Raw genomic sequence first — 25,429 nt, 5'->3', positions numbered from 1 at the left:
GACGGCCGCGCCGACAGGCCCTGCGCACCGCCGTCCCGGACCGCGCTCGGGCTTCCCAGGAACCCGCCTCAGAGGCCGAAGGTCGTGGCCGGGTGCGCGACCCCCGGGCGGCGCCGCACCCCGAGCGCCAGCGACGCGAGCGCCCCGAGCCCGGCGGCGACGGCGGCACCCCGGAACACCCACGCGACCTGGAGCACGGCGGCATCCTGCAGGGCCTCGACGTCGGTGGGGTCCGGCAGCGCGGCGACGGCAATGTAGTACTGGTGCAGCCCGATCGCCGTGAGGAGGGCGACCCCGACGACCATCCCCACCATCCGGGACACGACGACGAGCGCGGACGCCGTGCCGTGCGCGTCGTGCGCGGCGCCGGCCAGGGCGGCGTCGTTGACGGGGGCCAGCGCCAGCCCGATGCCGAGGCCGGTGAGGGCGAGGACGGCGGTCGACGACGCCTCGTCGAGGGAACCGCGCCCCCACGTCGACATCACCGCGAGGCCGACGGCGGTCGCCGCCAGCCCGGTGGCCGCGACCACCCCGTTGCCGAGCAGCCGCAGGGCCCAGCCCCCGGCGAGCGCGCCGATCGGGACGGCGACGAGGAACCGGACGAGGACGAGCGCCGCCTCGGTCTGGTCCGAGGTGTGCACGAGCCGGGCGAGGAGGGGGACGTCGACGACGACGGCGACGAGCGCGACCCCGACGAGGAGCGAGACGACGAGCGCCCACACAAGCCGGCCGCGGACGAGCCCACGGGGCACGAGCGGGGCGGCGGCGCGGCGGTGGTGCACGGCGTACGCGACGGCGAGCAGGACCGCGAGCGGGAGGAGCGCCAGGCCGAGCGGGCCGACGATTTCGGTCTCCGGCTCGGCCGCGGCGAAGGTGAGCACGACGCAGCCGAGCGCCCCGCCGAGCAGCAGCGCCCCGAGGAGGTCGGCGCGGCGCAGCAGGTCCCAGGCGCCGCGCCCGCCGACGGCGAGGGCGGCGAACAGCAGGACGGCGCCGGCGACGCCGATGGGGGTGGCCAGGCGCGACGACGTGTCGCCGAGGGGAACGAAGGGCAGTCCGAGCGAGACGCTCGTGACGAGGGCGGCGGGGGCGGCGAGGGCGAGGACCCCTGTCGCGGCGGCCGCGGCCGACAGCGCGGCCACGGCCGGACGGGGCCGCGGCACGGCACCGCCCCCGGTCACGACCACCGCCCCGGCGAGGACGGCGCCGAGCGCGGCGTTGACCCAGAAGATCGCCCGCCAGTCGGCCACGACGAGGACGAGCGCCCCGAGCACCGGACCGAGCACGGAGCCGAGCTCCTGCACGGCGCCGACGACCCCGAGTGGCACGCCGCGCCGGTCGGCGGGCCACAGCTCGGCGACGATCGCGAGGGTCGCCGGCACGAGGCCGCCGCCGCCGGCTCCCTGCACGACCCTCCCCGCGACGAGCACGGGCAGCTCGGCGGCCAGTGCCGTGACCGCCGAGCCGACGACGAAGACGACGAGGCAGGCGAGCAGCACCCGCTGCCGGTCGACGAGGTCGGCGACCCGTCCGACGAGGGGGAGCACGGCGACGTAGCCGAGGAGGAACCCCGAGATGATCGGGGTGGCCCGCTGCAGGGAGTCGATGCCGACACCGACGCCGCGCATCATGTCGGTGAGCGCGAGCACGACGACGTAGGTGTCGGCGGCGGCGAGGGAGACGGCGACCGCGGCCGTCGTGAGCAGTGCCCTAGGGGCGGGTGATCTCAACGGGCGCCCCGTAGTCCGTGAGCTCCAGGACGTAGGTGGCCTCGACCCCCGGGAAGAACGGGCCGGTGAGGGTGGCGGTGCGCAGCTCGTCGTCGTCGGTGAGGCCGTAGCTCACGTCGTAGGTGCCGGTGCCGTCGCCGAGGTGGAACAGCTCGTCGATGCGCTGCCCGGGCAGCGTGCCGTCGATCCGGTCGAGCACCTCGTCTCCCGACCGGGTGCGGCCGTTGGCCCGCGGGTCACCGGTCTGGGTGAGCAGCGAGGAGATGCCGACGGCGGGGTCGAAGAAGAACGCCGGGTTGGGGGCGTTGATCGTGGAGAGGTCGGTCTCCTCGTACTCCGGGGTGAAGAGCTTGAGGTAGGCGGTGTCACCGATCGCGATGGTGTCGATCGTCCCCGCGACGCCACCGACGGTGCCGGTGATGGTGCCCTGGAACTTCGGCTCGCTCGCGCTGATGACCCCGTTGCCCTCCGCCGCGGTCACCCCGTTCTCGACACTCGGGACGTCGCGGCTCGACAGGTCGAGGGCGACCGTCTCCGCGGCGTCGAACTCGGCCTTGGCGGCGGTGAGCCGCTCGGCGGGCGCCACCTCGGCGACGGCCTCCTCCTCGCCCGAGCAACCGGCGAGCGCGACGACGAGGCCGGCGGTGGCGAGGGCAGCGGCGAGGGTGCCCGGGAGGCGGCGCATGGCCGCAACAGTAGCCCGCAGGTCCGGCACTCCTTGCACATCACCCACCTCACGGCCCGCGGACCGGGCTTCCGCGGGTGGGTGATGTGCAAGGAGTCGGGGTCGTCCTCGGGGCGGCGGGTGCCGGCCGGCGGCGGGTGCGGGCCGGCGGCGGGTGCCGGCACGCACCCGATCCCGTCAGCGGAGGGTGAGGCCGTCCTCGCCGCGGTCGACGGTGACGGTGTCGCCGTCGCGCACGTCCCCCGCGAGCAGCGCCGTCGCGAGCCGGTCGCCGATCTCGCGCTGGACGAGGCGACGCAGCGGCCGGGCGCCGTACGCCGGGTCGTAACCCTGCTCGGCCAGCCACGTCGTCGCGGCCTCGGTGACGTCGAGGGTGATCCGCCGCTCGCGCAGCCGGGTCGCGAGCGCGCGCACCTGGAGGTGCACGATCCGGGCGAGCTCGTCGCGCGAGAGGGCGTCGAACACGACGACCTCGTCGAGCCGGTTGAGGAACTCGGGCTTGAACGCCTGGCGCACGGCTGCCATGACGGCCTCGCGCTTCTCGCCCGGGTCGAGCAGGGGGTCGACGAGGTACTGCGACCCGAGGTTGGAGGTCATGACGAGGATGACGTTGCGGAAGTCGACCGTGCGCCCCTGGCCGTCGGTCAGCCGGCCGTCGTCGAGCACCTGGAGGAGGATGTCGAAGGTCTCCGGGTGCGCCTTCTCGACCTCGTCGAGGAGGACGACGGAGTAGGGCCGGCGCCGCACCGCCTCGGTGAGCTGGCCGCCCTCCTCGTAGCCGACGTACCCCGGGGGCGCGCCGATGAGGCGGGCCACCGCGTGCCGCTCGGAGTACTCCGACATGTCGATGCGGACCATCGCCCGCTCGTCGTCGAAGAGGAAGTCGGCGAGCGACTTCGCGAGCTCGGTCTTGCCGACACCGGTGGGGCCGAGGAACAGGAACGACCCGGTCGGCCGGTCGGGGTCGGCGAGGCCGGCGCGCGAGCGACGCACGGCATCCGACACCGCGCGCACCGCCTCGGCCTGCCCGATGAGGCGCGAGCCGATGATCGACTCCATGCTGAGCAGCTTCTCGGTCTCGCCCTGCAGCAGGCGACCGGCCGGGATGCCGGTCCACGCCGAGATGACCTCGGCGATGTCGTCGGCGCCCACCCGCTCCTTGACCATGAGGTCGGATGCCGTGGCCGTCTCGGCCTGCTGGGCCTCGTCGAGCTGCTTCTCCAGTGCGGGGATCTCACCGTAGAGCACGCGGGACGCGCCCTCGTAGTCGCCATCGCGCTGCATCCGGTCGGCCTGGGTGCGCAGGTCGTCGAGCCGCGCCTTGAGGTCGCCGAGCCGGTTGAGGCCGGACTTCTCCGACTCCCAGCGGGCGGTGAGGGTCGACAGCTCCTCGGTCTTCTCGGCGAGGTCGGCGCGCAGCCGCTCGAGCCGCTCGGCCGACGCCTCGTCGGTCTCCTTCGCGAGGTGCAGCTCCTCCATCCGCAGCCGGTCGACGGCACGGCGCAGGACGTCGATCTCGACCGGGCTGGAGTCGATCTCCATCCGCAGGCGCGAGGCCGCCTCGTCGACGAGGTCGATGGCCTTGTCGGGCAGCTGGCGCCCCGAGATGTAGCGGTCGGACAGGGATGCCGCGGCGACGAGGGCACTGTCCTCGATCTCGACCTTGTGGTGGGCCTCGTAGCGCTCCTTGAGCCCGCGCAGGATCGCGATGGTGTCCTCGACGCTCGGCTCCCCGACGAAGACCTGCTGGAAGCGGCGCTCGAGCGCAGGATCCTTCTCGACGTGCTCGCGGAACTCGTCGAGCGTCGTCGCACCGACGAGGCGCAGCTCGCCCCGGGCGAGCATCGGCTTGAGCATGTTGCTCGCGTCCATGGCCGACTCGCCGGTGGCACCGGCCCCGACGACCGTGTGCAGCTCGTCGATGAAGGTGACGACCTGCCCGTCGGAGGACTTGATCTCCTCGAGGACGGCCTTGAGCCGCTCCTCGAACTCACCGCGGTACTTGGCCCCGGCGACCATGGCGCCGAGGTCGAGGGCGATGAGGCGCTTGTCCCGCAGCGACTCCGGGACGTCGCCGTCGACGATCCGCTGGGCGAGACCCTCGACGACGGCGGTCTTCCCGACGCCGGGCTCACCGATGAGCACGGGGTTGTTCTTCGTGCGCCGGCTCAACACCTGGACGACGCGTCGGATCTCGTCGTCGCGGCCGATGACCGGGTCGAGCCGGCCCTCGCGCGCGGCCTCGGTGAGGTCGGTGCCGTACTGCGCGAGCGCCTCGCCCGCCTCGGTGGGGGTCTCGGAGGTGACCTGGCGGCCCCCGCGCAGCTCGGCGATCCTCTGCTCCATGTCGGCGGCGCCGCGCTTCTCGACGGCGGCGAGGTGGCCGGTCTCGGCGAGGGCGAGGAGGAGCAGGTCGAGGGCGAGGAACGCGTCGCCCTTGGCGCGCATCAGGGTGTCGGCCTGCTGGAGCACCGCCAGCGCCTCCCGGCCGAGGGCCGGCGGCTGGGCGGTCGGACCGCTCGTCGTCGGCAGCGCGCGCAGGCGGGCGTCGGCCTGGCCGAGGACGTGCCCGGCCCCCGTGCCGGCCGCGCCGAGGAGGGCGTCGGCGAGTGCGGTGTCGAGCTGGACGGCGGCGCTCGCCAGGTGGTCGGGCGTGATCTCGGCGTGGCCGGCGGCCTGGGCCGCCCGCTGGGCGAGGGCGAGCGCCTCGGCCACCTTGGCGGTGGGCTTGAGCTCCATGGGACTACTCCTGGACGCGGTGGGACGTGGTGGGGGATCGCCTCGTGCAACCTCGCGAAAGTTGAGTCTATTCCGCTCAAGTCCGTGCTGGGAGCGAGGTGCGACCCGTCCGACGGCCGTTGCGTCTCACCGGTGGGCGAGCCACTCCACCGCCTGCTCCACGAGGGTCTGCGGGTCGTGCCGCAGGTCGAGCACGACGCCGTCCTCGTCCGCCCCGAGTGGCTCGAGGGTCCGCACCTGCGACGCGAGGAGCGAGGCCGGCATGAAGTGGTCGGGCCGGGCCGACATCCGGGCGGCGATGAGCTCGACCGGCCCGTCGAGGTGGACGAACTGCACCTCCGGGGGGCCGGACCGCAGCACGTCGCGGTAGGCGCGGCGCAGCGCCGAGCAGGCCATGACCGTCGACTGCCCCTCTCTCGCCTGGGTCGCCATCCACGCGGCGAGGTCGGACAGCCAGGGCCACCGGTCGGCATCCGTGAGCGGGATGCCGGCGCTCATCTTCGCGATGTTGGCCTCCGGGTGGAACCGGTCGGCCTCGGCGAACGGCAGCCCCATGGCCGTCGAGATGCCCTCGGCCACGGTGGACTTGCCGCTGCCCGAGACACCCATGACGACGATGTGCCGCGTGCGGCCGTGCCCTCGGGCGCCAGGTGCCGCTCCCCCGGTCACAGGGCGAGGCTCACGCCGAGGGCGAACACGAACCCGACCGTGCCGATGAGCGTCTCCATGACCGTCCAGGTCTTCAGGGTCGTCTTCTCGTCCATGCCGAAGAACCTGCCGACGAGCCAGAACCCGGAGTCGTTGACGTGGGAGAGCACGGTCGAGCCGCAGGCGATGGCGATGACGATGCACACGAGGTCGATGCTCGTCAGGCCGGAGGTCGCCGCGACCGTCGGGGCCAGCAGGCCGGCGGTCGTCGTCAGGGCGACGGTCGCCGAGCCCTGGGCGACGCGCAGCGCGGTCGCGACGACGAAGGCCGCCACGATGACCGGCAGCCCGGTCGACTCCAGCGAGTCGGCGAGCGCCTCGCCGATGCCGCTCGCACGCAGGACCCCACCGAACATGCCACCGGCACCGGTGATGAGGATGATCGCGCAGACCGGCCCGAGCGCGCTGTTGACGATCTGCTCGACGTCGGCCTTCGAGCGCCCCCCGCTCAGGACGACGGTGGCGACGATGACGGTGATGAGCAGCGCGATCGGCGTCTGCCCGATCATCCGCAGCAGCCCGACCCACGTGGCGTCCGGGTCGACGACGCCGGCCGCGCCCAGGGTGTTGAGCCCGGTGTTGAGGAAGATGAGCAGCAGCGGCAGGAGGAGGACGAACAGCACGGTGCCGAAGGCGGGCGGGGGGCGGTCCTCGGAGCCCTCCGGCTCGCTCACGCCCCCGACGAGCAGCTCCGGCACGGGGATGTACATCCGCCGGCCGGTCCACGTGCCGAAGAGGTACGACGCGAGGTACCACGTCGGGAGGCCGATGAGCAGGCCGAAGACGACGAGGAGGCCGATGTCGGCGCCGAGCAGCTCACCCGCGGCGACCGGGCCGGGGTGCGGCGGCACGAACGCGTGCATGACGGCGAACGCGCCCGCGGCGGGCAGCCCGTAGGTGAGCACCGAGCCGCCGAAGCGCCGGGCCACGCTGAAGATGATGGGCAGCATGACGACGAGCCCGGCGTCGAAGAAGATCGGGAACCCGAAGAGGAGCGAGGCGACACCGAGTGCCAGGGGGGCGCGGTGCTCGCCGAAGCGGTTGATGAGGGTGTCGGCGAGCACCTGGGCGCCGCCGGTGACCTCGAGCAGGCGGCCGATCATGGCACCCAGACCGACGAGCAGGGCGACGGTGGCCAGCGTGGCCCCGAAGCCCGAGAGCATCGTGGGCACGACGTCGGGGAAGGGGATCTTCGTGACGATCGCGGTGAGGAAGCTGACGAGCACGAGCGCCACGAAGGCGTGCATCTTCAGCGTCATGATGAGGAAGAGCAGGAGCACGACGGCGGCCACGGCGATGAGGAGCAGGACGCCGGCGGAGTAGGCCGGCTCCACTGCCTCGACCGTCGCGAACTGGGTGTGCACCGTCGTCGTCATGTCCTGCCCCCTCGTGTGTCGGCTCCACGCAGCGGGCCCACCCTAGCGACGGGCGCACCCCCAGTGGGGCACAGCAGCAGGCGAACTCGCAGCCGCCCGGCATCCCGAGCGGTGTCAACCTCGACCCGGGGCACCGGAGGGGTGGCGACGCGGGCGCTCAGCCGCGAGCGGTCCCCCCGGCGCCAGAACCGGGGCCGGGGTGCGGGTCGTACCAGCCGCCGCGCTCCTGCACGAGGGCCTCGAACCGGTCGCGCAGCCCGTGCTCCACCGGGCGCGACTCGTCGACGACCATGTCCTCACGGACGTAGACGGCCCACTCGTGGTCCTCGGCGTCGTCCTCGCCCGCGAGGGACTCCCGGACCACCCGGACCTCGGTGAAGCCCTCGTCGGACAGCTCCGCCGCGACCTCGTCGGCGGTGGCGCGGTCGGGGAAGACCAGGAGGTGCTCGCTCACCCGCCCGAGTATGCCGGTCAGCAGGTGGCGGAGAGGTCCGCCGCGTCGGCGTCGTCCGGGGTGACCGTCGGGCTCGGCGGCGCCGTCGGCGAGGTGGAGCCGCTCGGCGTGGTGGAGCCGCTCGGCGCGGGCGAGCCGGTCGTCGAGGGGGAGGCGGTCGAGGTGGCCGCCGGCGGCTCGATGGCCTTGTCGACGAGGCGGCGGATCTTGGCGAAGTCGGGGTAGCCCGGCTCGACGACCTTGCTCGTCAGCGGCAGCGAGCGGATCGAGCCGCCCTCCTGGATGCGGAGCACGAGGTCGACCCAGGCGGACAGCTCGCCCGCCGGGATGTCGGCGCTGACGTTGCTCTTGAGCACCTTGGCGAGCTGGGGGTAGCTGCGCAGGAGCGAGACCGGGTCGGCCTGGTCGAGCAGGGCTCCGGCGACGCACCGCTGACGGCGCATCCGGCTGAAGTCGTCGCTGCCCGCCCGCGACCGCGAGTACCAGAGGGCGAGCCGGCCGTCGAGGTGCTGCAGGCCCGGCTCGATCCACTCCTCCTTCTCGCCGGTGAACTCGATGCGCCCGCTCGGGGTCTGGTGGCACTCGACGCACACCCGCTCCCGGACGTTGACGTCCACCCCGCCCATGGCGTCGACGAGAGCCCGGAAGCCGCGCAGGTTGACGACGACGGACTGGTCGACCTCCAGGCCGGTGATCTCGCCGACGACGTCGACCGTGGACTGGCGGCCCGGCTCGTCGACCCCCTCGAAGAGGTCGGGGCGGCTCTCGGCGAGGGTCCAGATGCCGTTCATGAGGCACTCGTCGCCGCAGTCGTAGCCGTTCGGGTAGACCGCCGAGAGGGGGTTGTCGTCGGGGAAGGGCACCCGCTCCAGGTTGCGCGGGATGCCGATGAGCAGGGTGTCGCCGGTCTTCGTGTCCGTGCTCACGAGCATGAGCGAGTCGGTGCGCACCCCCCACCGGTCCTTGCCGGCGTCCGACCCGATGAGGAGGGTGTTGACCCGGGGCACGTCGGCCCACGGGTCGGCCGCAGCCACGTCGGCGAGGGCGACGTCGCGCCCCTCGCCGAAGCCGTCGGCGACGAACACCTCGTCGATGAGGGTGGACTGCACGTCGAGGTAGCGCACGGCCATGGCTGCCGGTGCGGCGATGACGAGGCACGCGCCGGCCGCGAACGCCACCCGCCACCAGCGCCCGGCGCGCCGCCGCCGGGGCCACGACTGCTCGGCGGTGAGGACGATCGAGCCGATCCACACGACGGCGGCGACCATGACTGCGACACCGATCCACTGGAGCACCTCGGGCCGCACGGCGACGTCGAGCACCGAGCGGACGAGGCCGCCGCGCCAGGCCCGGGCGAGGAGGAGCAGACCCGTGACGAGCGCGAGGACGACGAGCACCCAGCCGAGGACCCGCCAGCGGGTGCCGATGAGGCCGGCCCCCGGGAGGATCGTCCCGAGAGCGACCCGGCGGTAGTAGGTGCCCGGGGGGCTGCGCAGCTCGGCACGGCTCGCCGGCGGCGGGGGCGTCCCCGGCCGCCCGGACGAGCGCAGCGGCTCCTCGTCGGACATCCTCACGTCTCTTTCTCGGCAGGTCACGGCTCGGGTCCGTCCCTCGGGACGCACACCGTGACCCCGGCACGATAACCCCAGAACCTGTACCCCGTGTGCTAGGCCCGCCGCGCGCCGGTTGCTCGACGGCACGAAACGGCCCCGGCCGGATCCGTCCGCCGCGTGGTCCAATGGCGGCATGAGCACGCTGACGAGGCCGGCCGTGCAGCCCTCGGACCGGTTGCGGCAGGTCGGCGTGACCCTCGCCGAGCTCCTCTGCGTCGTCGGCACGCTCGTCGGTGTCGGGGTGATCGGTACCCGGGTCGAGGAGTCCTCGGGAGGGGCCCTCGCCGCGGACGCGACGCTCCTCGCCCCCGCCGGACCGGCCTTCACGATCTGGACCCCGATCTACCTCGGCCTCGCCGCGTACACGGTGTGGCAGTGGCTCCCCGAGCAGGCCACGGACCGGCGGCACCGGGCGATCGGGTGGCTCGTCGCGGCATCCATGGTGCTCAACGCCGCATGGCTGCTCGTGACGCAGCAGGGCTGGATCTGGGTCAGCGTGCTCGTCATGGCGGGGCTCGTCGCGACCCTCGGGGTGCTCGTGCGCCGGCTCGAGGAGGTGCCGTCCTACGGGCACGTCGAGACCGTCGTCGTCGACGGCACGTTCGGGCTCTACCTCGGGTGGGTCGCCGTCGCCGCCTGCGCCAACGTCACCGCGGCGTTCGTCTCGAGCGGGGTCGACCCCGGCGGGTACGCCGCGCAGCTCGTGGCGGTCGCCGTCGTCGCCGTCGCGGCCGGGGTCGGCGTGCTCCTCGCGCGCCGACTCGGCGGTCGGTGGGCCGTCGCCGGCGCGATGGCCTGGGGACTGGGCTGGATCGCCTGGGGCCGGGTCACCGACGAGCCACGCTCGCTGCTCGTCGGGGTCGCCGCGGTCGCCGCCGCCGTCGTCGTGCTCGGCGCCGCGGGGCGCACCCACGCCCGCCTCCCCGACTGATGGCACTCCACCCACGCGCGGGGGCGGTCCCGCGCGTGGGTCGTGTGGGTGATGTGCAACGGGTCGGTGCCTCCGCCGGATGCCGTCGCCCTCCCACGGTGCGCGCCGGCGGTTCCGGTGGCGCGGCCCGATGCCGATGCGTCGACCGCGCGGTGAGCGTGAACGGCATCCGGTTCAGGCCCGGCCGGACGGGGCTCAGTCCCGGCGGCCCGGGCTCCAGATGACGAGGGCCTGCGAGCGCCCGTGCCGCGGGCGCTCACCGAGCCGCGCGGCGTAGACGTCACCGCTCGGGGAGACCGAGAACACGCGGGCCGTGCGGCCCGAGGACGCGCGCAGGGCCTCGAGCTCGGCGGTGAGCTCGGACACCCGCGAACGCAGCGCCGAGACCTCGTTCTCGAGGTCGAGGATGCGCGCGATGCCCGGCAGCGAGATGCCCTCCTCCTGCGAGAGCCGCTGCACCTCGCGGAGGAGGGCGACGTCGCGCTGGGAGTACCGCCGCCCCCCGCCGCGGGTGCGTGACGGGGTGACGAGGCCGAGCCGGTCGTACTGCCGCAGCGTCTGCGCGTGCATGCCGGCGAGCTCGGCGGCGACGGAGATGACGAACACCGGGGTGTCGTCGTCGGGGCTGAAGGCCGCGTAGTGGATCGACGTCATGGCCGATGGCCTCAGCTCGTGGCCTGCTCGAACAGCCCGGCCCGCGGGTCGACGCCTGCTTCCTCCGCCTGGAGGACCTCGACGGCCTCGCGGCCGGCGTCGGTGAGGCGCTGCGGCACGATGACGGTGACCTTCGCGAGGAGGTCACCCGCGCCGTGGCGTCCTGCGACCCCCCGGCCCTTGACCCGCAGCACCCGCCCGCTCGGAGTGCCCGGGGCCACCTTGACGCGCACCGGGGTGCCGTCGAGCGTCGGGACCGACACCGTCGCCCCGAGGACGGCCTCGGCGAAGGTGACGGGCAGGTCGACGGTGAGGTTGTCGCCGTCGCGGCCGAAGACCGGGTGCTTGTCGACGGTGACCGTGAGGATGAGGTCGCCCTTGGGCGCCCCGGGATCTCCCTCAGCGCCCTTGCCGCGCAGCCGGATCCGCTGCCCGTCCTTGACCCCGGCCGGGATCTTAGTCGTGATCCGGCGCCCCTCGGCCGTCGTCAGGGTGACCGTCGCCCCCTCGACGGCGTCGCGGAAGCTCAGGGTCGTGCGGGCCTGGACGTCGGCTCCGGGTCGCGGGCCGCGGGGGGCCCCGAACCCGGAGAAGGGGTCGCCGCCGCGGGCCGCACGGGGCCCTCCGGTCGCGCCCGCGCCACCGCCGAACATCTGGGCGAGCAGGTCGTCGAGGTCGGGCTGGCCGGCGCCCGCACCACCCGGGCCACCGGTCGAGAAGCGCACCCGCTGGCCGCCGCCTCCCCCGAACGCGGAGAAGACGTCCTCGAAGCCACCGGCGCCGGGACCGCCCGCCCGGAAGCGGGCGCCGCCGTGCGCCATCTGCCGGATCGCGTCGTACTCCTCGCGCTGCTTCGGGTCGGACAGCACCGCGTGGGCCTCACCGACGTCCTTGAAGCGCTGCTCGGCCGCGGTGTCGCCGGCGTTCTGGTCGGGGTGGTGCTTGCGGGCGAGGCGCCGGTAGGCCTTCTTGATCGCGGCCTGGTCGGCGTCCTGGGGGACCCCGAGGATCGCGTAGAAGTCCTTCTCGAACCAGTCCTGGCTGGCCATCGGGCCCCTCCTCTCGGTGCCTCGGTGCGGGTCGTCGTGCGGTCGTGCGGTGCGGGTCGTCGTGCGGTCGTGCGGTGCTGGTCGCCCGTCTCAGGCCGGGTCGGCGACCGCGACGCGGGCGGGGCGCAGCACCTGCTCCCCCGCACGGTAGCCGGGCTGGAGCACCGTGACGATGGTCGTGGATGCCGCGTCGGTCGGGAGGTCGTCGTCGCCCTCCGGCCACGGCGTGTGCATGAGGGCCTCGTGCTGCATGGGGTCGAACGCCTCGCCCCGGCCGCCGAAGCGCTCGAGGCCGTACTTGCCGAGGGTCGCCTCGAGCTTGTCGGCGATGGCCGCGAACGGCCCGTCGACGAGGTCGCCGTGATCTCGGGCGGCCTGGATGTCGTCGAGCACCGGCAGCACCGACTCGAGGACGTCGCGCACGGCCCGCTCCTGCATGAGCGCGCGGTCGCGGTCGACCCGCCGCTTGTAGTTGACGTACTCGGCCTGGAGCCGCTGGAGGTCACCGAGCCGCTCGGCCGCGAGCACCGAGTCCGGGTGGGGCGCACCGGCATCCGCTGCGATGTGCTCGGATGCCGTGTCGGCGCCCGGGCTCTCGTCGCCGGCCGCCCCGGCGGGGGCGGCCCCGGCGGGGGCGGCCCCGGCGGGGGTGGCCCCGGACTGGGCCGGAGCCACCTCCTCGCCGTCGTTGACCGACTCGGTGTTGATCGCGTCGTCGGGGGTCGGGTCCGGGACGACGGGGTCCTCGGACCCGGTGCCGCCGCGCGGCATCCCGGGGTCGTGGGGCTCGGTCACTTCTTGTCCTCGTCGTCCTCGACCACCTCGGCGTCGACGACGTCGTCGTCACCCGCGTCGGGCGCCGGCTGGGAGTCGGTCGACTCGGCGCCGGGGACGTCGCCGGACTCGCCCTGCTCGGCCGCCGCGGCGTACATCGCCGCACCCATGTCCTGGGACTTCGCGTTGAGCGTGTCGATCTTGGCCTGGATGTCGTCCTTGGAGGCGCCCGAGTCCGGCTTGACCGCGTCCTTGAGGGCCGTCAGGGCCTCGTCGACGGGCGTGCGCAGCTCGGGGCTCACCTTGTCGCCCGACTCGGCGAGGAACTTCTCCGTGGAGAAGACGAGCGACTCGCCCATGTTGCGGGTCTCGGTCTCCTCGCGGCGGACGCGGTCCTCCTCGGCGTGCGCCTCGGCGTCCTTGACCATCCGCTCGATCTCCTCCTTCGACAGGGCCGACCCGCCGGAGATGGTGATCTTCTGCTCCTTGCCGGTGCCCCGGTCCTTCGCCGTGACGTGGACGATGCCGTTCGCGTCGATGTCGAAGGTCACCTCGATCTGCGGCACGCCGCGGGGTGCCGGGGCGATGCCCGAGAGCTCGAAGGTGCCGAGCGGCTTGTTCTGCTGCGCGATCTCGCGCTCGCCCTGGAAGACCTGGATGAGCACCGAGGGCTGGTTGTCCTCGGCCGTCGAGAAGACCTCGCTGCGCTTGGTCGGGATGGCCGTGTTGCGCTCGATGAGCTTGGTGAACAGGCCGCCCTTGGTCTCGATGCCGAGCGAGAGCGGGGTGACGTCGATGAGCAGGACGTCCTTGCGCTCGCCCTTGAGGACACCGGCCTGCAGCGACGCGCCGAGCGCGACGACCTCGTCGGGGTTGACGCCCTTGTTCGGCTCCTTGCCGCCGGTGAGCTCCTTGACGACGGCGCTCACGGCCGGCATCCGGGTGGAGCCGCCGACGAGCACGACGTGGTCGATGTCGGACAGCGAGATGCCGGCGTCCTTGATGACGTTCTGGAAGGGCTGCTTCGTGCGGTCGAGGAGGTCCTTGGTCATCTGCTCGAACTGGGCGCGGGTGAGCGTCTCGTCGAGGTGGATCGGGCCGTTCTCGGACATCGAGAGGTACTGGAGGGAGATGTTCGTGCTCGAGGCCGACGACAGCTCCTTCTTCGCCTGCTCGGCGGCGTCGCGCAGGCGCTGCATCGCGATCTTGTCCTTGGCGAGGTCGACGCCCGAGGAGTTCTTCACCACGGTGAGCAGGTGGCCGACGACCCGCTCGTCCCAGTCGTCGCCGCCGAGCTTGTTGTCGCCCGAGGTCGCCTTGACCTGGATCGTCGAGAAGCCGTCCTCCGGGTCCTTGCCGACCTCGAGGAGCGAGACGTCGAAGGTGCCACCGCCGAGGTCGAAGACGAGGATGAGCTCGTCCTCCCTGCCCTTGTCCAGGCCGTAGGCGAGCGCGGCCGCGGTGGGCTCGTTGACGATGCGCAGGACGTTGAGCCCCGCGATCTCGCCGGCCTCCTTCGTGGCCTGGCGCTCGTGGTCGTCGAAGTAGGCGGGGACGGTGATGACGGCGTCGGTCACGGTCTCGCCGAGGTAGGACTCCGCGTCGCGCTTGAGCTTCTGGAGGATCCGCGCGCTGATCTCCTGGGCGTTGTACTTCTTGCCGTCGATGTCGTCGGAGCGCCAGTCGGTGCCCATGTGGCGCTTGACCGAGCGCAGCGTGCGCTCGGCGTTCGTCACGGCCTGGCGCTTCGCGATCTCCCCGACGAGCACCTCGCCGCCCTTGGAGAAGGCGACGACCGACGGGGTGGTCCGCCCGCCCTCGGCGTTCGCGATGATGGTGGGCTCGCCGCCCTCGAGGACGGCGACGGCGCTGTTGGTGGTGCCGAGGTCGATGCCGACTGCACGGGCCATGGGGGTTGCTCCTTGGGTTCTCGTCCTGTGGTTGAGTGCTCGGGACTCACGGTAGGCCGGGCGAGGTGTCCTGAGCAAACCGGCCGCCCGAAACTTGCGTTCACCTGACTCAACTTAGGCGGCGGCCCTGGTGTTCCCGGCATCCGCGGTCGGAACCGTCCCGTGCGGTCGTGCGTTCCCCCCCGACCATCCCCGACCCGAGAGAGCCATGGACCCCGACGGCCATCCCGTGCACCTCCTCACCCACCGACGCCCGACGGGCGGCGACCCGACGACGACCTCGTCGCCCGAAGAGCAGGGGCGCACGCGTCCCCTCGTCGCAGCCTGACGACGGGGAGGGGCCGTGGACGGTTACTGGACGAACCTCGCGCTCGTCGGCCTGCTCGTGCTTCTCAACGCGGCCTTCGCCGGCAGCGAGATGGCCCTCGTCTCGCTCCGGGAGGGGCAGCTGGCGCAGCTCGAGCGCGAGGGGACGCCCCGGACCCTGCGCCTGGTGCGCCTCGCGCGCGACCCCAACCGCTTCCTCGCGACGATCCAGATCGGGATCACGCTCGCCGGCTTCCTCGCCTCGGCGGCGGCCGCCGTCTCGCTCGCCGAACCCCTCGTGCCGTACCTGTCCCCCCTCGGGGGGGCCGCGGAGGCGGTCGCGGTCGCGGGCGTGACCCTCGTGCTCACCTTCGTCACGCTCGTCCTCGGTGAGCTCGCCCCGAAGCGGGTCGCGATGCAGCGCGCCCTGCCGTGGGCACTCGTGGCGGCCGGCCCGATCGACCTCGTCTCGCGCCTGTCACGACCGGTCGTCGCGCTCCTCGGCGCGGCGAGCAACGCCGTCGTGCGCCTCTTCGGGATCACCCCGGGCGCGTCGGGGCCGGCGATGACCCGCGAGGAGCTGCGCGACCTCGTCGTGAGCCACGGCATGCTCCACGCCGAGCAGCGCGAGATCCTCACCGGGGCGCTCGAGATCGACACCCGGCTGCTGCGGCAGGTCATGGTGCCCCGCGGCTCGGTCTTCACCCTCGACGCCGACCTGTCGGCCTCCCAGGCGCTCGAGGCGCTCGCCGAGGCCGGGTACTCGAGGGCCCCGGTCACCCGGCGCCACCACCTCGACCACGTCGTCGGGGTGGTCCACTGGTCGAACGTCCACCGCGGTGGCGACGAGCCCGTCTCCTCGGTCGCGACCCCGGCGCTCTACGTCCCCGACACGATGCGGGTCGCCGACGCCCTCCACCGCTTCAAGACCGAGCGCCAGCAGCTCGCGGTCGTCCTCGACGAGTACGGCGAGGCCGACGGGATCGTCACCCTCGAGGACCTCCTGGAGGAGGTCGTCGGCGAGATCTACGACGAGACCGACCGCGACCTGGCCACCGTGGCCCCCCTCGACGGCGGCGGCGTCGTCGTGCCCGGCACCTTCCCGCTCCACGACCTGCCGGACCTCGGCATCGAGCTCCCGGAGCGGGTCGGGGGGGACTACACGACCGTCTCCGGCCTCGTCATGGCCGAGCTCGGCCGGGTGCCCCGGGGCCCGGGCGAGGTCGTGCACCTCGAGGGGTGGACGGTCGAGGTCCTCGCCGTCGCCCGCCACGCCCCGACGCGCGTCGCGTTCCGCCCCACGCCGGATGCCGGTCACCCGCCCACCGCGCCGGGCGGGTGACTGGGGGCGCCACGGGACGACGCGGGGCTCCCCCGCACGCCGCACGGCCCGCGTGGGACCCGATCGTGCGCGTCCTGCCGCACCCCGGCGGCGCCGCTCAGCGCGTGATGACGGTCGGCAGGGGCGAGAACCCGTTGAAGCCCACCGTCGAGTAGCACGCGGAGTACGCCCCGGCCGCGTGGATGCGCAGCTCGTCGCCCTCGGCGAGCGCGAGCGGGAGCGAGACCGGCGTCGTCTCGTACAGCACGTCCGCGCTGTCGCACGTCGGGCCGGCGAGCACGCACGGTCCGGTCGGGCCGTGGACGCCAGGGGTCTCCAGGCGGTAGCGGATCGCCTCGTCGAGGGTCTCGACGAGGCCGGTGAAGACCCCGGCGTCGACGAAGACCCACCGCACACCACCGCGGTCGACGACGCCGACGACGCTCGTCACGACCGTGCCGGCATCCCCGACGACCCCACGGCCGGGCTCGACGAGCGTCTGCGGCCGGTCGTCCCCGAAGGCCGCACGAAGGTGCCCGTCGATGGCCCGCCCGTAGTCGCGGACCGGCGGCACGTCGCCGCCCTCGAGCACCGCCGGGAACCCGCCGCCGAGGTCGAGCAGCCACGGCCCGAAGCCGCGCGCCCGCACGGCCTCGAAGACGCGCGCCGCCGAGCGGATCGGCGGCCCCCACGCCTGCGGGTCGCGCTGCTGTGAGCCGACGTGGAACGACACGCCGGCGGGGTCGAGCCCGAGGCGCCCGGCATCCACGAGCAGGCCCACGGCGTCGTCGACCGGGCAGCCGTACTTGCGCGACAGCGGCCAGTCCGAGCCCGACCCGGACGTGACGATCCGCACGAGCACCGACGACCCGGGCGCGGCGTCGGCGACCTTGGCCACCTCACCCGCCGAGTCGACGACGAAGAGCCGCACACCGAGGGCGTACGCCTGCGCCAGGTGGTCGCGGCGCGCGACCGGGTTGGAGTGCACGAGGTGGGATGCCGGTGCGCCGGCTGCCAGCGCGGCCCGCACCTCCCCGGGGCTCGCGACGTCGAACCGGCACCCCGCCTGGGCGAGGGCGCGCAGCAGCACGGGGTGGGGGTTGGCCTTGACGGCGTAGTGGACCGCCGTGCCGGGCAGCGCCGACGCGAGGCGGAGGAAGCGCGAGACCGCGGTGCCGATGCTCAGCTCGAGCCGCGGCGTGACGTCCGGCCCGGCGGGTGCGGCCTCCGCATGGACCGCGGCCAGCGCCCGGACGGGGGCCGGGGCGGCGGCCGTCGCGAGCCGTGGCGCCCGGACCGCGGCGACCGGCGCCGGTGGCGCGGCGTCGACGGCCTCGCGGGTCCTCTCGTAGGTCACCGTCATGGCGTTCCTCCTCGGGTGGTGGTCCTGAGGGAGAGGAGCGGGCGACGGCCTTCCAGATACGCGACGCCCCGCGCGACGCCCCCGCACGACGCCCCCGCACGACGCCCCCGCGCGACGCCCCCGCGCGACGCCCCCGCGCGACGCCCCCGCACGCGACGCCCCCGCGCGACCGGCCGGCGCGGTCAGTCCGCGCCGAGGCCGCCCTCCCTCGCCCGCACGATGGCGGCCGAGCGGTCGGGGACCCCGAGCTTGGTGAGCACGTTGGACACGTGGTTGCGCACCGTCTTGGGGCTGAGCACCATCCGGCGGGCGATCGTGAGGTTGTCGAAGCCGCGGGCGACGAGGTCGAGCACCTCCCGCTCGCGGTCGGTGAGCTCGGGGAAGGGCACCCGCGCCGCGGTGCGCCCGGACGTGAGGACGGCGACGGCTCGCGCCGCGACGGCCGGGCCGAGGATGACCTCGCCGTTGGCGACGGCGCGCACGGCGCGCTCCACCTCGTCGGGTGCGGCGCCCTTGAGCAGGTAGCCGCGCGCCCCGACCCGCATGCAGGCCACGACCGACTCGTCGTCCTCGCGCATCGTGACGACGAGCACGCGCGCACCCGGGTCACGGCGCAGCAGCTCCCTCGTCGTCTCGATGCCGGAGTCGTCGCCGAGGTGGAGGTCCATGAGCACGACGTCGACCGACCCCGGGTCGATGGCGAGGGCCTGCGCCGCGTCCGCGGCCTGCGCGACGACGGTGACGCCCTCGAGCGACCCGAGCAGGCCGGCCATCCCCAGCCGGAAGACGGGGTGGTCGTCGACGATGGCGACCCGGATCGGATCACGCACGGCTGGGCACCCCTACCGGGAGGACCGCCTCGACGACCGTGCCGGCGCCCGGTGCCGACCGGATGTCGAGCCGCCCGCCCTGCTCCTCGGCGCGCTCGCGCATCGCGCGACTGCCGACCCCGGCGCGGGCGTCCGCGCCGATGCCGCGACCGGGGTCCGACACCGTGACGACGAGCGAGCCCGACGAGGAGTCGGTGCGCACGGTGCACTCACTCGCCCCGCTGTGCCGGCTCACGTTGACGAGGGCCTCGCCGACGATGCCGTAGGCCGCGGCGGCGAGCATCGGGTCGGCCACCTCGCCGTGGTCGAGGTGCAGCCGCACCGTGAGGCCGTCCTCGGCGTGGCGGGCGGCGAGCTCCTCGAGCGCCGCGCCCAGGCCCAGCTCGTCGAGGACCGGGGGGAGGAGGCTGTGCGAGAGGGTGCGGACGTCGTCGACCCGCTGGTCGAGCTCGTCCTGGAGGGTGCCGAGCAGCTCGGCGGCCGCGGCCGGGTCGGTGTCGAGCAGGTTCCGCGCCCCGCGCAGCCCGAGCCGCAGGCCGGCGAGCGAGGGGCCGAGCCCGTCGTGGATCTCGCGGCGGATGACGCGGCGCTCCTCGAGTCGCGCGCGGGCGAGGCGCTGGCGCGCGTCCTCGACCTCGCGCGCCGCGCGGGTCACGGCCACCGCGGTGGCGACGACGTTGCCGAGGTCGGCGAGGGTGCGTTCACCGGTGGCACCGAGGGACTCCCCGCCGGGCAGGGTGACCTCCATCGTGCCGACCTCCTCGCCGCGGTGCCGCAGGGGCACGACGGTGGGGGCGCCGGACGGCATCCCCCACAGCACGTGGTCCACGCCGGGGGTGCGCAGGGTCACCGACTCGAGCCGCATCGCCGTGCCGACGTCGGCGGCGAGGCCGTTGAGCAGGCTGTCGGCGGAACCCTCGACGCTGAGGTGGCTGCCGAGCCGCCGGACGACGTGCTCAGGGGTGGCCGCGGCACCGTGGACGAGGCGGTGGACGCGGCGCTCGAGCGCGATCCGGGCCGGCTGGACGGCCACCGCGACGACGGCGGCGCCGACGAGCTGGCCGAACCCGGCCCCCGGGACGACGAGCGTGACCAGCCAGGTCACGACGACGTAGGTGGTCGTCAGGGCGACGGTCATGAGGCCCGCGAGCACGGTGCGGCTCACGGCGAGCTGGAGCCCCCACATCCGGCCGCGGAGCACGGCCACGAGGACCGCCGCCGGGTAGACGGCCTGGGACGCGAGGTGGAGGACGGGGGTGAACCAGACCGGGATCGCCACCAGCCCCCACGGGAGCGCGAGGGGCAGGAACGACAGGGCGAGCACGGCGGTGCCGAGCGCGAGCCACCCCAGCCCGTTGCGCTCGGCGACGGGGCCGCGACGGTGCCGCACCTCGACGGCGCCCGCGGTGACGAGCCCCAGCACGACGATCGCGGCGACGAGCGCCGAGAAGGCCCACTCGGCGACCATGACCTGGGCGAGGAGGAAGAGGGTGATGAGCGCGGACCCGGCGACGACGCCCCAGACCGCGCGGCCGAGCGGGTGGTCGCGCACGAGCCACGGCACGACGAGGAAGAGGGCGAGCGTGCCCGGCACCCACGCGAGGCCCTGCAGGGCCCCGAGCGCCTCGAGGGGCGGGAGCCCCGGACGGGCGGCGGCGAGGGCCCGGTAGCCGAACCCGAGCGCCGCGAGACCGCCCCCGACCGCCGCGAGCGCGAGCAGCCAGGGCACGGGGTGCCGCCGCCGGGAGAGGATGACCGCGGCCACCGTGCCGTAGACGCAGGCGACCGTGACGTCGACGAGGAGGAACCACAGGCCCTCGTCGAGCGGTGGGCGGGCCACGACGCTCAGGACGACCGCGAGCACGGCAGTGCCCCAGGCCACCACGGCGATGGCCGTGGCGGCCCGGGGCATCCCCTCCGTGCCCGGTGCGTCCCGATCGTCCATGGTCACGGGAGCATAGAGGTGCGTCACGACGGTCCGCCCGGGTGTCGTGGGCTCAGCGGCCGGGGTCAGCCGCGTCGCGCTCGGTCGCCGAGGGCGAGGCCCAGCGCGGTGACGAGCAGCCAGACCGGCCCGACCATGCCCGCCAGGTACTGCAGCGGCGAGATCCCGAGCACGAGCGTCAGGCCGCCGAGGACCGCCCCGACCACACCGACCCAGCGGGCGGCGGCACCGTGGCGCAGCGCGGCGACGGAGACGGCGACACCGGCGATCCCGGCCCCGACCCACAGCCACGGGATCGTGCCGACCCAGTGCCCGAAGAACACGGCGGCCTCGGGGACGAGGTCGGCCGCGTGGTCGGCGACCCCGAACACGAACTCCGTCGTCAGGCCCGAGCCGAGCAGCTGGGCCACGGTGACCAGGCCCAGGCCTGCCGCCGCGACGTCGGGGAGCAGGCTGCGCGAGGGCAGCTGGCCGGCGAGCCGTCGCCGCAGTCCCGCCGCGAAGACGACGAGGAGGGCCAGGCTCACGAGCGTCGCCGTGTGGAAGGTGAGGATCGCGGCGGTCTGCTCCGCGAGCCGGGCGACGACGGCATCCGGGTCCCCGGACACGTTCTCGGCATAGACCGCGTCGACGCGCATCGAGGCCGCGATCGACACGATGCCGGCGACCCCGGCGGCGACGCCCGACCAGGCCCAGCCGCGCCGGGTCGAGGTCGGGGTGTCGGCGGGGGGGATGCCGGCGCGGATGCCGGTGGGTGTGCCGGACGTCGAGGTCGTCGGCGTCGCGGCCGGCCGGGCCCCGTGACGGTCCTCGGTGAGGTCCTGGGTGGTGCTCGTGGTGCTCATGGCGGTGTGTCCTTGCGTCGGTGGGTGATGCCGCCAACGCTGTCGGGCACGGCGTCCCGGGCGACAGGGCCCGGTGTCCCGTCCTCCCGGGAGGTTCCGCCAGGACGGCCGGGCCCGTTCGTGGCCGGGAGGTCCGGAGCGGGCGGGCCGTGGGAGCCGGTCGCCCGGTGGGCTAACGCCCTGCCCCCGTGGTGCCGACCTCGACCTCCTCGCCGTACGTCGTGTCGACGACGACCCCGAACCCGGCGGGGAGCGCGTCGTCGAGGGCGACGAGGAGGCTCTGCGTCGGGGGGAGGTCGGCCGGCGTGCGCACGTCGATGCGGAAGGTGCCGGACCCGAAGCCCACGGAGGTGACCTCGCTGCCGGGTACCCCGGCCACCCAGTCCTCGGCGGCGGTGTGCACCTGGGCGGACCACGAGTGGAGGAGGATGACCCCGGCCGTGTTCGCCGCGAGCGGCACGAGGACGGCGACGAGCACCACCCCGATCGTCAGGGAGGTGCGGCGGGCGGCACCGACCCGCCGGCGTGCCCGGTCGGCCTCGGCGGAGTAGCCGAGCGCGGCGAACAGGACCGTCCCGGCGAGCACGAGCGCCACGAGGTTGGAGACGAAGAGCAGCAGGGCCCCGAGGGCCAAGCCCACCGCACCCTCGCCGAGGCAGACGCCGACGACCGCGAGCGGGGGCACGAGCGAGATCGCGATGGCGACCCCGGGCAGCACCGCCGCGACGTCACGGCGGGAGAGCGCGACGGCCCCGGCGAAGCCGGTCGCGATCGCGGCGACGAGGTCGAGGACCGTCGGCGACGTGCGCCCGGTGATCTGGGAGTTGGCCAGCAGGTCGATGCCGCCCGGCACGACGAGGGCGGCCAGGGCCCCGAGGAGCACGACGACGACGCCGCCCGCGACGACGAACCGCCCGGCGCGCATCCGTTCCCGCTTCACGATGCCGAGGGCGATCCCCATGATCGGCGTCGACAGGGGGGCGATGATCATCGCCCCGATGACGGTGGCCGTCGAGTCGGCGAGCACGCCGGCGGTGGCGATCGTGGCGGACAGCACGAGCATCGTCCAGAACGCCGACTGCTTCGCGCGGGCGTCGCCGTGTCGCAGGTCGAGGTCGTCGGTGAGCTCGTCGAGGGTGCGGCGCTGGTTCTCGGGCAGCACGGCGACCCGCAGCCGGTTGATCATGCCGTGAGTATCGCGACCGTTCCCCTCGGCCGGGGGCGGTTCCGGAGGACGACGCGCCGCGTCACGGTGACGCGTCGGGGTGCGTGTCACCGCCCGGGGGTACCGTCGACGCAGGAGGTCGTCATGGGGTGCAGTCGGCGAGTCGTGGCCGTGTCGCTCGGGGTGCTCGCCCTCGTCGGGTGCACGACCGACGGGCAGCGACCGACCCCCACCCCGTCCGCGTCGAGCGCGTCGGCGCCCCCGTCGAGCACGCCCGCCCCGAGCACCCCGCCGGCGACGGCCACCCCCGGCTCCCCGGCATCCGTTCCGGCCGGTTTCACGCTCGACGACGCCGCCTCGCCCACCTTCCCGGACCTCGGTGACGACCTCGGGGGCGTCGGGATCGTGCGGGTCGGTCGGCACTCCGGGTACGACCGTGTCGTGTGGGAGTTCGAGGGCGACGGCCGCCCGACCTACCGGGTGCGGTACGTCGACGAGCCGACCGCCGACGGCAGCGGCGACGTCGTCGCGGTGCGCGGTGACGCCTTCCTCGAGGTGCTCGTCACGACCGTCTCCATCCCCGACGCGGGTTCCAGCCGGCCGCCCGACGCGTCCGCGTCGACGCTCGCGGGCACGGTCGTCGCCGAGGCGAACGCGATCTACGGCGGGTTCGAGGGCTACGGGCAGTCGTTCATCGGGGTCCACGACCGCGAGCGGCCGTTCAGGGTCACGGTGCTCACCGACCCGACCCGGCTCGTCGTCGACATCGCCTCGGGCTGACCGTCACGCGCTGGGGCTCTCGCGCAGGTCGAGCTCCCGGTGCCACGACTGCGTCCGGTAGTCGGTGACCCAGCCCATCGCCGTGTAGAGGCCGTCGGCCCCGGTGGGGGAGTCGGCGTCGACCTCGAGACCCACCCGGCGTCGGCCACGGCGGGCGGCATCCGAGATCACCGTGTGCAACAGCGACTTCGCGACGCCACGCCCCCTGGCTCGCCGGTGCACGCCGATGTAGTCGACGTAGCTGCCCTCGACCCCGGACGCGTCGGGCCGCAGCACCGAGCAGACGAGTGCGCCGGCGGGCAGGACGCCCTCGTCGGTGTCGACCGAGGCGATCCACCAGTGGTCCCAGCGGTGGCCGGGGTCCTCGCGCAGCCGCATGACGAACTCGGGGAAGCTCTCGCGGTAGGCGCTGAAGTGGTCCTGGAACGACTCCTCGAGCACGCGGTGGACCTCCTGCAGGTCCCTGGCCACGGGCAGGCCGTCCGCGTGGCGCTCGACCGGCCGGACCGTGACACCCTCGCGCGGGCCGGGCAGCCCCGTCGCCTCGTCCGGGGTGACCGGCCTCGTCATCTGCAGCCACGTGCGGGTGTGCCCGAAGCCGGCCGCCGCGAGCCACGCCTGCTGGCGCGCGTCGCCCGCGTAGGCACCGGAGTCGATGAGCGTGGCCGGCAGGCCACGCATCCTCGTGATGTCGGCGGCATGGCGCTCGGCCGCGGCGAAGAGGGCCGCCGCGAGCTCGTCGGCCCGGTCGCGGGGCAGGTCGGGGCTGACCGTGACCTCGACGAGGGTGCGACCGGCGGCCCGGTCGTGCACGGACAGCCAGGCCACGAGGCGCCCGGCGGCGTCGTGCACGAGGGCCTGCCGTCGCGTCCAGGAGCCGACGCCGGCGACCTGGGCGAGCACGGCCTGCGGGTCGACCCCGGGCGAGCCCTTGGCCACGCGCTCGTGGGCCGCGAGCAGGGCCACGACCTCGGGGACGTCCGGGGCGAGGGGCGCCCGGGCGGTGAGCTCGGGCGGGAGCCCGTCGATCGTCAGGTGTGCGTCGGTCACTCGCCCACTCTTCCACTCCCCCGGTTCCTAGACTGCTCGCCGGAGAGCGGAGGACCGATGGCCACGAGTGACGACGGGCAGCAGCCCTCGCAGGCGACGCTGACCCGCAACTGGGACGAGCTGCTCCAGGAGATCAGGGTCACCCAGACGGGCGTGCAGATCCTCACCGGCTTCCTGCTCACCGTGCCCTTCTCGAGCCGGTTCGACGAGCTCACGACGTTCCAGCGCGCGGTCTACCTCGCCGTCCTCGCCGGGTCGGTGCTGACGACGGGGCTCGTCGTCGCCCCGGTCGCGTTCCACCGCATGCTGTTCCGGCAGCGGAGGCGCGAGCTGCTCGTCGAGTCGGCCAACCGGTTCGCGATGGCCGGGCTGGCCACCCTCGCGGGCACGCTCGCCGGCGTCGTGCTGCTCGTCGTCGACATCGTCGTGGGCCGCACCCAGGGCTGGGTGGCCGGGGGCGTCGCGCTGCTGGTGCTCACCGGCCTGTGGGGGGTGCTGCCGCTGGTCGCCGACCGCCTCGACGACGCGCCGCGCAACCCGCCGCCCTCCCCCGAGGACGAGCCCGACTGATTGCACGTCACCCACCTCGAGAGGGCTGTCAGGGGCACCCGGACGTGGGTGATGTGCCATCAGTGGCTCAGGCGCGCACCCGGTGGTGGACCTGCACGACCTCCCCGACGCGGTCGAGCGCGACGAGCTCGAGGTCGAGCCGGATGCCGTCCGGCAGGGCCCGCGTGCCCCCGCCGACGAGCACGGGGTGCACGAACAGGTACACGTCGTCGACGAGCCCGGCCCGGAAGGCCTCGGCGGCCAGGGTGGGCCCCCCGATGCCGAGGTCGAGCACGCTGGAGACCTTGAGCGCCTCGACCGCCACCGGGTCGAACTCGGGTTCGAGCCGGGTGCGCGCCGCCGTGACGTCCTCGAGGGTCCGCGAGTACACGACCTTGTCGCAGGCCCGCCAGATCCGCGCGAACTCCCCCATCGGTCCGGGCACGTCGCCGGGCGCGGTCTCCCAGTAGCGCATGACGTCGTAGGTGCGCCGCCCGAGGAGCTGCGTGCCCACCTCCCGCTCCTGCTCGTTGATGATGCCGTGCAGCTCGTCGGAGGGCGCGGCCCAGTCGAACCCCCCGTCGGCGTCGTTGACGTAGCCGTCGAGGGAGGTGATCGCGGTGTAGCGCAGGCGGGCCATCCCGGCATTGTG

22 protein-coding genes are annotated in these 25,429 nt (G+C 74.3%); 4 read left to right on the top strand and 18 right to left on the bottom strand.

The window, feature by feature from the left end; genetic code table 11:
• Positions 1-68: 68 nt before the first annotated feature.
• The 7 genes from ABD899_RS03745 to ABD899_RS03715 form a co-directional block, all read right to left on the bottom strand.
• Complete coding sequence (locus ABD899_RS03745) at positions 69-1,730, bottom strand: MFS transporter (protein ID WP_345202442.1); 1,662 nt, start codon at positions 1,728-1,730, stop codon at positions 69-71.
• Positions 1,711-2,415, bottom strand: coding sequence for an LppX_LprAFG lipoprotein (locus ABD899_RS03740; protein WP_345202438.1), 705 nt, complete (start codon positions 2,413-2,415; stop codon positions 1,711-1,713). Before ABD899_RS03740 ends, ABD899_RS03745 begins: the two co-directional genes overlap by 20 nt.
• Positions 2,416-2,592: 177 nt before the next feature.
• Positions 2,593-5,154 (bottom strand): ATP-dependent chaperone ClpB, encoded by a 2,562-nt coding sequence (gene clpB, locus ABD899_RS03735; RefSeq protein WP_345202436.1) that lies wholly within the window; start codon positions 5,152-5,154, stop codon positions 2,593-2,595.
• Positions 5,155-5,280: 126 nt separating this feature from the next.
• Positions 5,281-5,823, bottom strand: coding sequence for a gluconokinase (locus tag ABD899_RS03730; protein WP_345202433.1), 543 nt, complete (start codon positions 5,821-5,823; stop codon positions 5,281-5,283).
• Positions 5,820-7,238 (bottom strand): GntP family permease, encoded by a 1,419-nt coding sequence (locus ABD899_RS03725; protein WP_345202431.1) that lies wholly within the window; start codon positions 7,236-7,238, stop codon positions 5,820-5,822. Before ABD899_RS03725 ends, ABD899_RS03730 begins: the two co-directional genes overlap by 4 nt.
• Before the next feature lie 157 nt (positions 7,239-7,395).
• Positions 7,396-7,692: a ribonuclease E inhibitor RraB gene (locus tag ABD899_RS03720; RefSeq protein WP_345202428.1), complete on the bottom strand. Its 297-nt coding sequence runs from the start codon at positions 7,690-7,692 to the stop codon at positions 7,396-7,398.
• 17 nt (positions 7,693-7,709) lie between these two features.
• Complete coding sequence (locus ABD899_RS03715; protein WP_345202426.1) at positions 7,710-9,260, bottom strand: LCP family protein; 1,551 nt, start codon at positions 9,258-9,260, stop codon at positions 7,710-7,712.
• Between the two features lie 178 nt (positions 9,261-9,438).
• Between ABD899_RS03715 and ABD899_RS03710 the strand changes: the two genes are divergently transcribed.
• Complete coding sequence (locus ABD899_RS03710) at positions 9,439-10,236, top strand: TspO/MBR family protein (protein ID WP_345202424.1); 798 nt, start codon at positions 9,439-9,441, stop codon at positions 10,234-10,236.
• 195 nt (positions 10,237-10,431) lie between these two features.
• Here the strand turns inward: ABD899_RS03710 and ABD899_RS03705 are convergent, their stop codons facing one another.
• The 4 genes from ABD899_RS03705 to dnaK all read right to left on the bottom strand — a co-directional run bounded on the left by ABD899_RS03705 (position 10,432) and on the right by dnaK (position 14,623).
• Positions 10,432-10,890, bottom strand: coding sequence for a heat shock protein transcriptional repressor HspR (locus tag ABD899_RS03705; protein WP_345202422.1), 459 nt, complete (start codon positions 10,888-10,890; stop codon positions 10,432-10,434).
• An 11-nt stretch (positions 10,891-10,901) separates the two neighbouring features.
• The gene (locus tag ABD899_RS03700; protein WP_345202419.1) at positions 10,902-11,939 is read right to left on the bottom strand and encodes a DnaJ C-terminal domain-containing protein; all 1,038 of its coding nucleotides are present in this window, start codon (positions 11,937-11,939) and stop codon (positions 10,902-10,904) included.
• Positions 11,940-12,029: 90 nt separating this feature from the next.
• Positions 12,030-12,734 (bottom strand): nucleotide exchange factor GrpE, encoded by a 705-nt coding sequence (grpE, locus tag ABD899_RS03695; protein ID WP_345202417.1) that lies wholly within the window; start codon positions 12,732-12,734, stop codon positions 12,030-12,032.
• Positions 12,731-14,623: a molecular chaperone DnaK gene (dnaK, locus tag ABD899_RS03690; protein ID WP_345202415.1), complete on the bottom strand. Its 1,893-nt coding sequence runs from the start codon at positions 14,621-14,623 to the stop codon at positions 12,731-12,733. Before dnaK ends, grpE begins: the two co-directional genes overlap by 4 nt.
• A 343-nt stretch (positions 14,624-14,966) precedes the next feature.
• Here dnaK and ABD899_RS03685 point away from each other — a divergent pair, with 343 nt between their 5' ends.
• Positions 14,967-16,271, top strand: coding sequence for a hemolysin family protein (locus ABD899_RS03685; protein ID WP_345202413.1), 1,305 nt, complete (start codon positions 14,967-14,969; stop codon positions 16,269-16,271).
• A gap of 97 nt (positions 16,272-16,368) precedes the next feature.
• On the opposite strand, the gene ABD899_RS03680 is transcribed toward ABD899_RS03685, so the two are convergent.
• The 5 genes from ABD899_RS03680 to ABD899_RS03660 form a co-directional block, all read right to left on the bottom strand.
• Positions 16,369-17,613: a type III PLP-dependent enzyme gene (locus ABD899_RS03680; protein WP_345202411.1), complete on the bottom strand. Its 1,245-nt coding sequence runs from the start codon at positions 17,611-17,613 to the stop codon at positions 16,369-16,371.
• A gap of 182 nt (positions 17,614-17,795) precedes the next feature.
• Positions 17,796-18,443: a response regulator gene (locus tag ABD899_RS03675; protein ID WP_345202408.1), complete on the bottom strand. Its 648-nt coding sequence runs from the start codon at positions 18,441-18,443 to the stop codon at positions 17,796-17,798.
• Positions 18,436-20,388 (bottom strand): sensor histidine kinase, encoded by a 1,953-nt coding sequence (locus ABD899_RS03670; RefSeq protein WP_345202406.1) that lies wholly within the window; start codon positions 20,386-20,388, stop codon positions 18,436-18,438. Before ABD899_RS03670 ends, ABD899_RS03675 begins: the two co-directional genes overlap by 8 nt.
• Positions 20,389-20,453: 65 nt before the next feature.
• Complete coding sequence (locus ABD899_RS03665; RefSeq protein ID WP_345202403.1) at positions 20,454-21,233, bottom strand: hypothetical protein; 780 nt, start codon at positions 21,231-21,233, stop codon at positions 20,454-20,456.
• 172 nt (positions 21,234-21,405) lie between these two features.
• Positions 21,406-22,419, bottom strand: coding sequence for a DUF389 domain-containing protein (locus ABD899_RS03660; protein ID WP_345202400.1), 1,014 nt, complete (start codon positions 22,417-22,419; stop codon positions 21,406-21,408).
• A 123-nt stretch (positions 22,420-22,542) separates the two neighbouring features.
• Here ABD899_RS03660 and ABD899_RS03655 point away from each other — a divergent pair, with 123 nt between their 5' ends.
• Positions 22,543-23,178, top strand: a complete 636-nt coding sequence (locus ABD899_RS03655) for an AMIN-like domain-containing (lipo)protein (RefSeq protein WP_345202398.1) — start codon at positions 22,543-22,545, stop codon at positions 23,176-23,178.
• Positions 23,179-23,181: 3 nt separating this feature from the next.
• Here the strand turns inward: ABD899_RS03655 and ABD899_RS03650 are convergent, their stop codons facing one another.
• On the bottom strand, positions 23,182-24,228 hold the full coding sequence (locus ABD899_RS03650; RefSeq protein ID WP_345202395.1) for a GNAT family N-acetyltransferase: 1,047 nt from the start codon (positions 24,226-24,228) through the stop codon (positions 23,182-23,184).
• Positions 24,229-24,285: 57 nt separating this feature from the next.
• On the opposite strand from ABD899_RS03650, the gene ABD899_RS03645 reads away from it, so the two are divergent.
• Positions 24,286-24,798, top strand: coding sequence for a DUF6328 family protein (locus ABD899_RS03645; protein WP_345202392.1), 513 nt, complete (start codon positions 24,286-24,288; stop codon positions 24,796-24,798).
• A 67-nt stretch (positions 24,799-24,865) separates the two neighbouring features.
• Here ABD899_RS03645 and ABD899_RS03640 read toward each other — a convergent pair whose 3' ends face one another.
• Positions 24,866-25,417: a dihydrofolate reductase family protein gene (locus tag ABD899_RS03640; protein ID WP_345202390.1), complete on the bottom strand. Its 552-nt coding sequence runs from the start codon at positions 25,415-25,417 to the stop codon at positions 24,866-24,868.
• Positions 25,418-25,429 lie beyond the last annotated feature (12 nt).

This window comes from Fodinibacter luteus, assembly GCF_039541575.1.
Classification (GTDB): Bacteria; Actinomycetota; Actinomycetes; order Actinomycetales; family Dermatophilaceae; genus Fodinibacter; species Fodinibacter luteus.
This window is presented reverse-complemented; position numbering and strand designations above follow the sequence as displayed.

Coding starts and splice junctions, on each gene's coding strand:
- ABD899_RS03740 (WP_345202438.1), bottom strand. CDS start 2,415: ATGCGCCGCCTCCCGGGCACCCTCGCCGCTGCCCTCGCCACCGCCGGC.
- clpB (WP_345202436.1), bottom strand. CDS start 5,154: ATGGAGCTCAAGCCCACCGCCAAGGTGGCCGAGGCGCTCGCCCTCGCC.
- ABD899_RS03725 (WP_345202431.1), bottom strand. CDS start 7,238: ATGACGACGACGGTGCACACCCAGTTCGCGACGGTCGAGGCAGTGGAG.
- ABD899_RS03715 (WP_345202426.1), bottom strand. CDS start 9,260: ATGTCCGACGAGGAGCCGCTGCGCTCGTCCGGGCGGCCGGGGACGCCC.
- ABD899_RS03710 (WP_345202424.1), top strand. CDS start 9,439: ATGAGCACGCTGACGAGGCCGGCCGTGCAGCCCTCGGACCGGTTGCGG.
- ABD899_RS03705 (WP_345202422.1), bottom strand. CDS start 10,890: ATGACGTCGATCCACTACGCGGCCTTCAGCCCCGACGACGACACCCCG.
- ABD899_RS03700 (WP_345202419.1), bottom strand. CDS start 11,939: ATGGCCAGCCAGGACTGGTTCGAGAAGGACTTCTACGCGATCCTCGGG.
- dnaK (WP_345202415.1), bottom strand. CDS start 14,623: ATGGCCCGTGCAGTCGGCATCGACCTCGGCACCACCAACAGCGCCGTC.
- ABD899_RS03680 (WP_345202411.1), bottom strand. CDS start 17,613: ATGACGGTGACCTACGAGAGGACCCGCGAGGCCGTCGACGCCGCGCCA.
- ABD899_RS03670 (WP_345202406.1), bottom strand. CDS start 20,388: ATGGACGATCGGGACGCACCGGGCACGGAGGGGATGCCCCGGGCCGCC.
- ABD899_RS03665 (WP_345202403.1), bottom strand. CDS start 21,233: ATGAGCACCACGAGCACCACCCAGGACCTCACCGAGGACCGTCACGGG.
- ABD899_RS03660 (WP_345202400.1), bottom strand. CDS start 22,419: ATGATCAACCGGCTGCGGGTCGCCGTGCTGCCCGAGAACCAGCGCCGC.
- ABD899_RS03655 (WP_345202398.1), top strand. CDS start 22,543: ATGGGGTGCAGTCGGCGAGTCGTGGCCGTGTCGCTCGGGGTGCTCGCC.
- ABD899_RS03645 (WP_345202392.1), top strand. CDS start 24,286: ATGGCCACGAGTGACGACGGGCAGCAGCCCTCGCAGGCGACGCTGACC.
- ABD899_RS03640 (WP_345202390.1), bottom strand. CDS start 25,417: ATGGCCCGCCTGCGCTACACCGCGATCACCTCCCTCGACGGCTACGTC.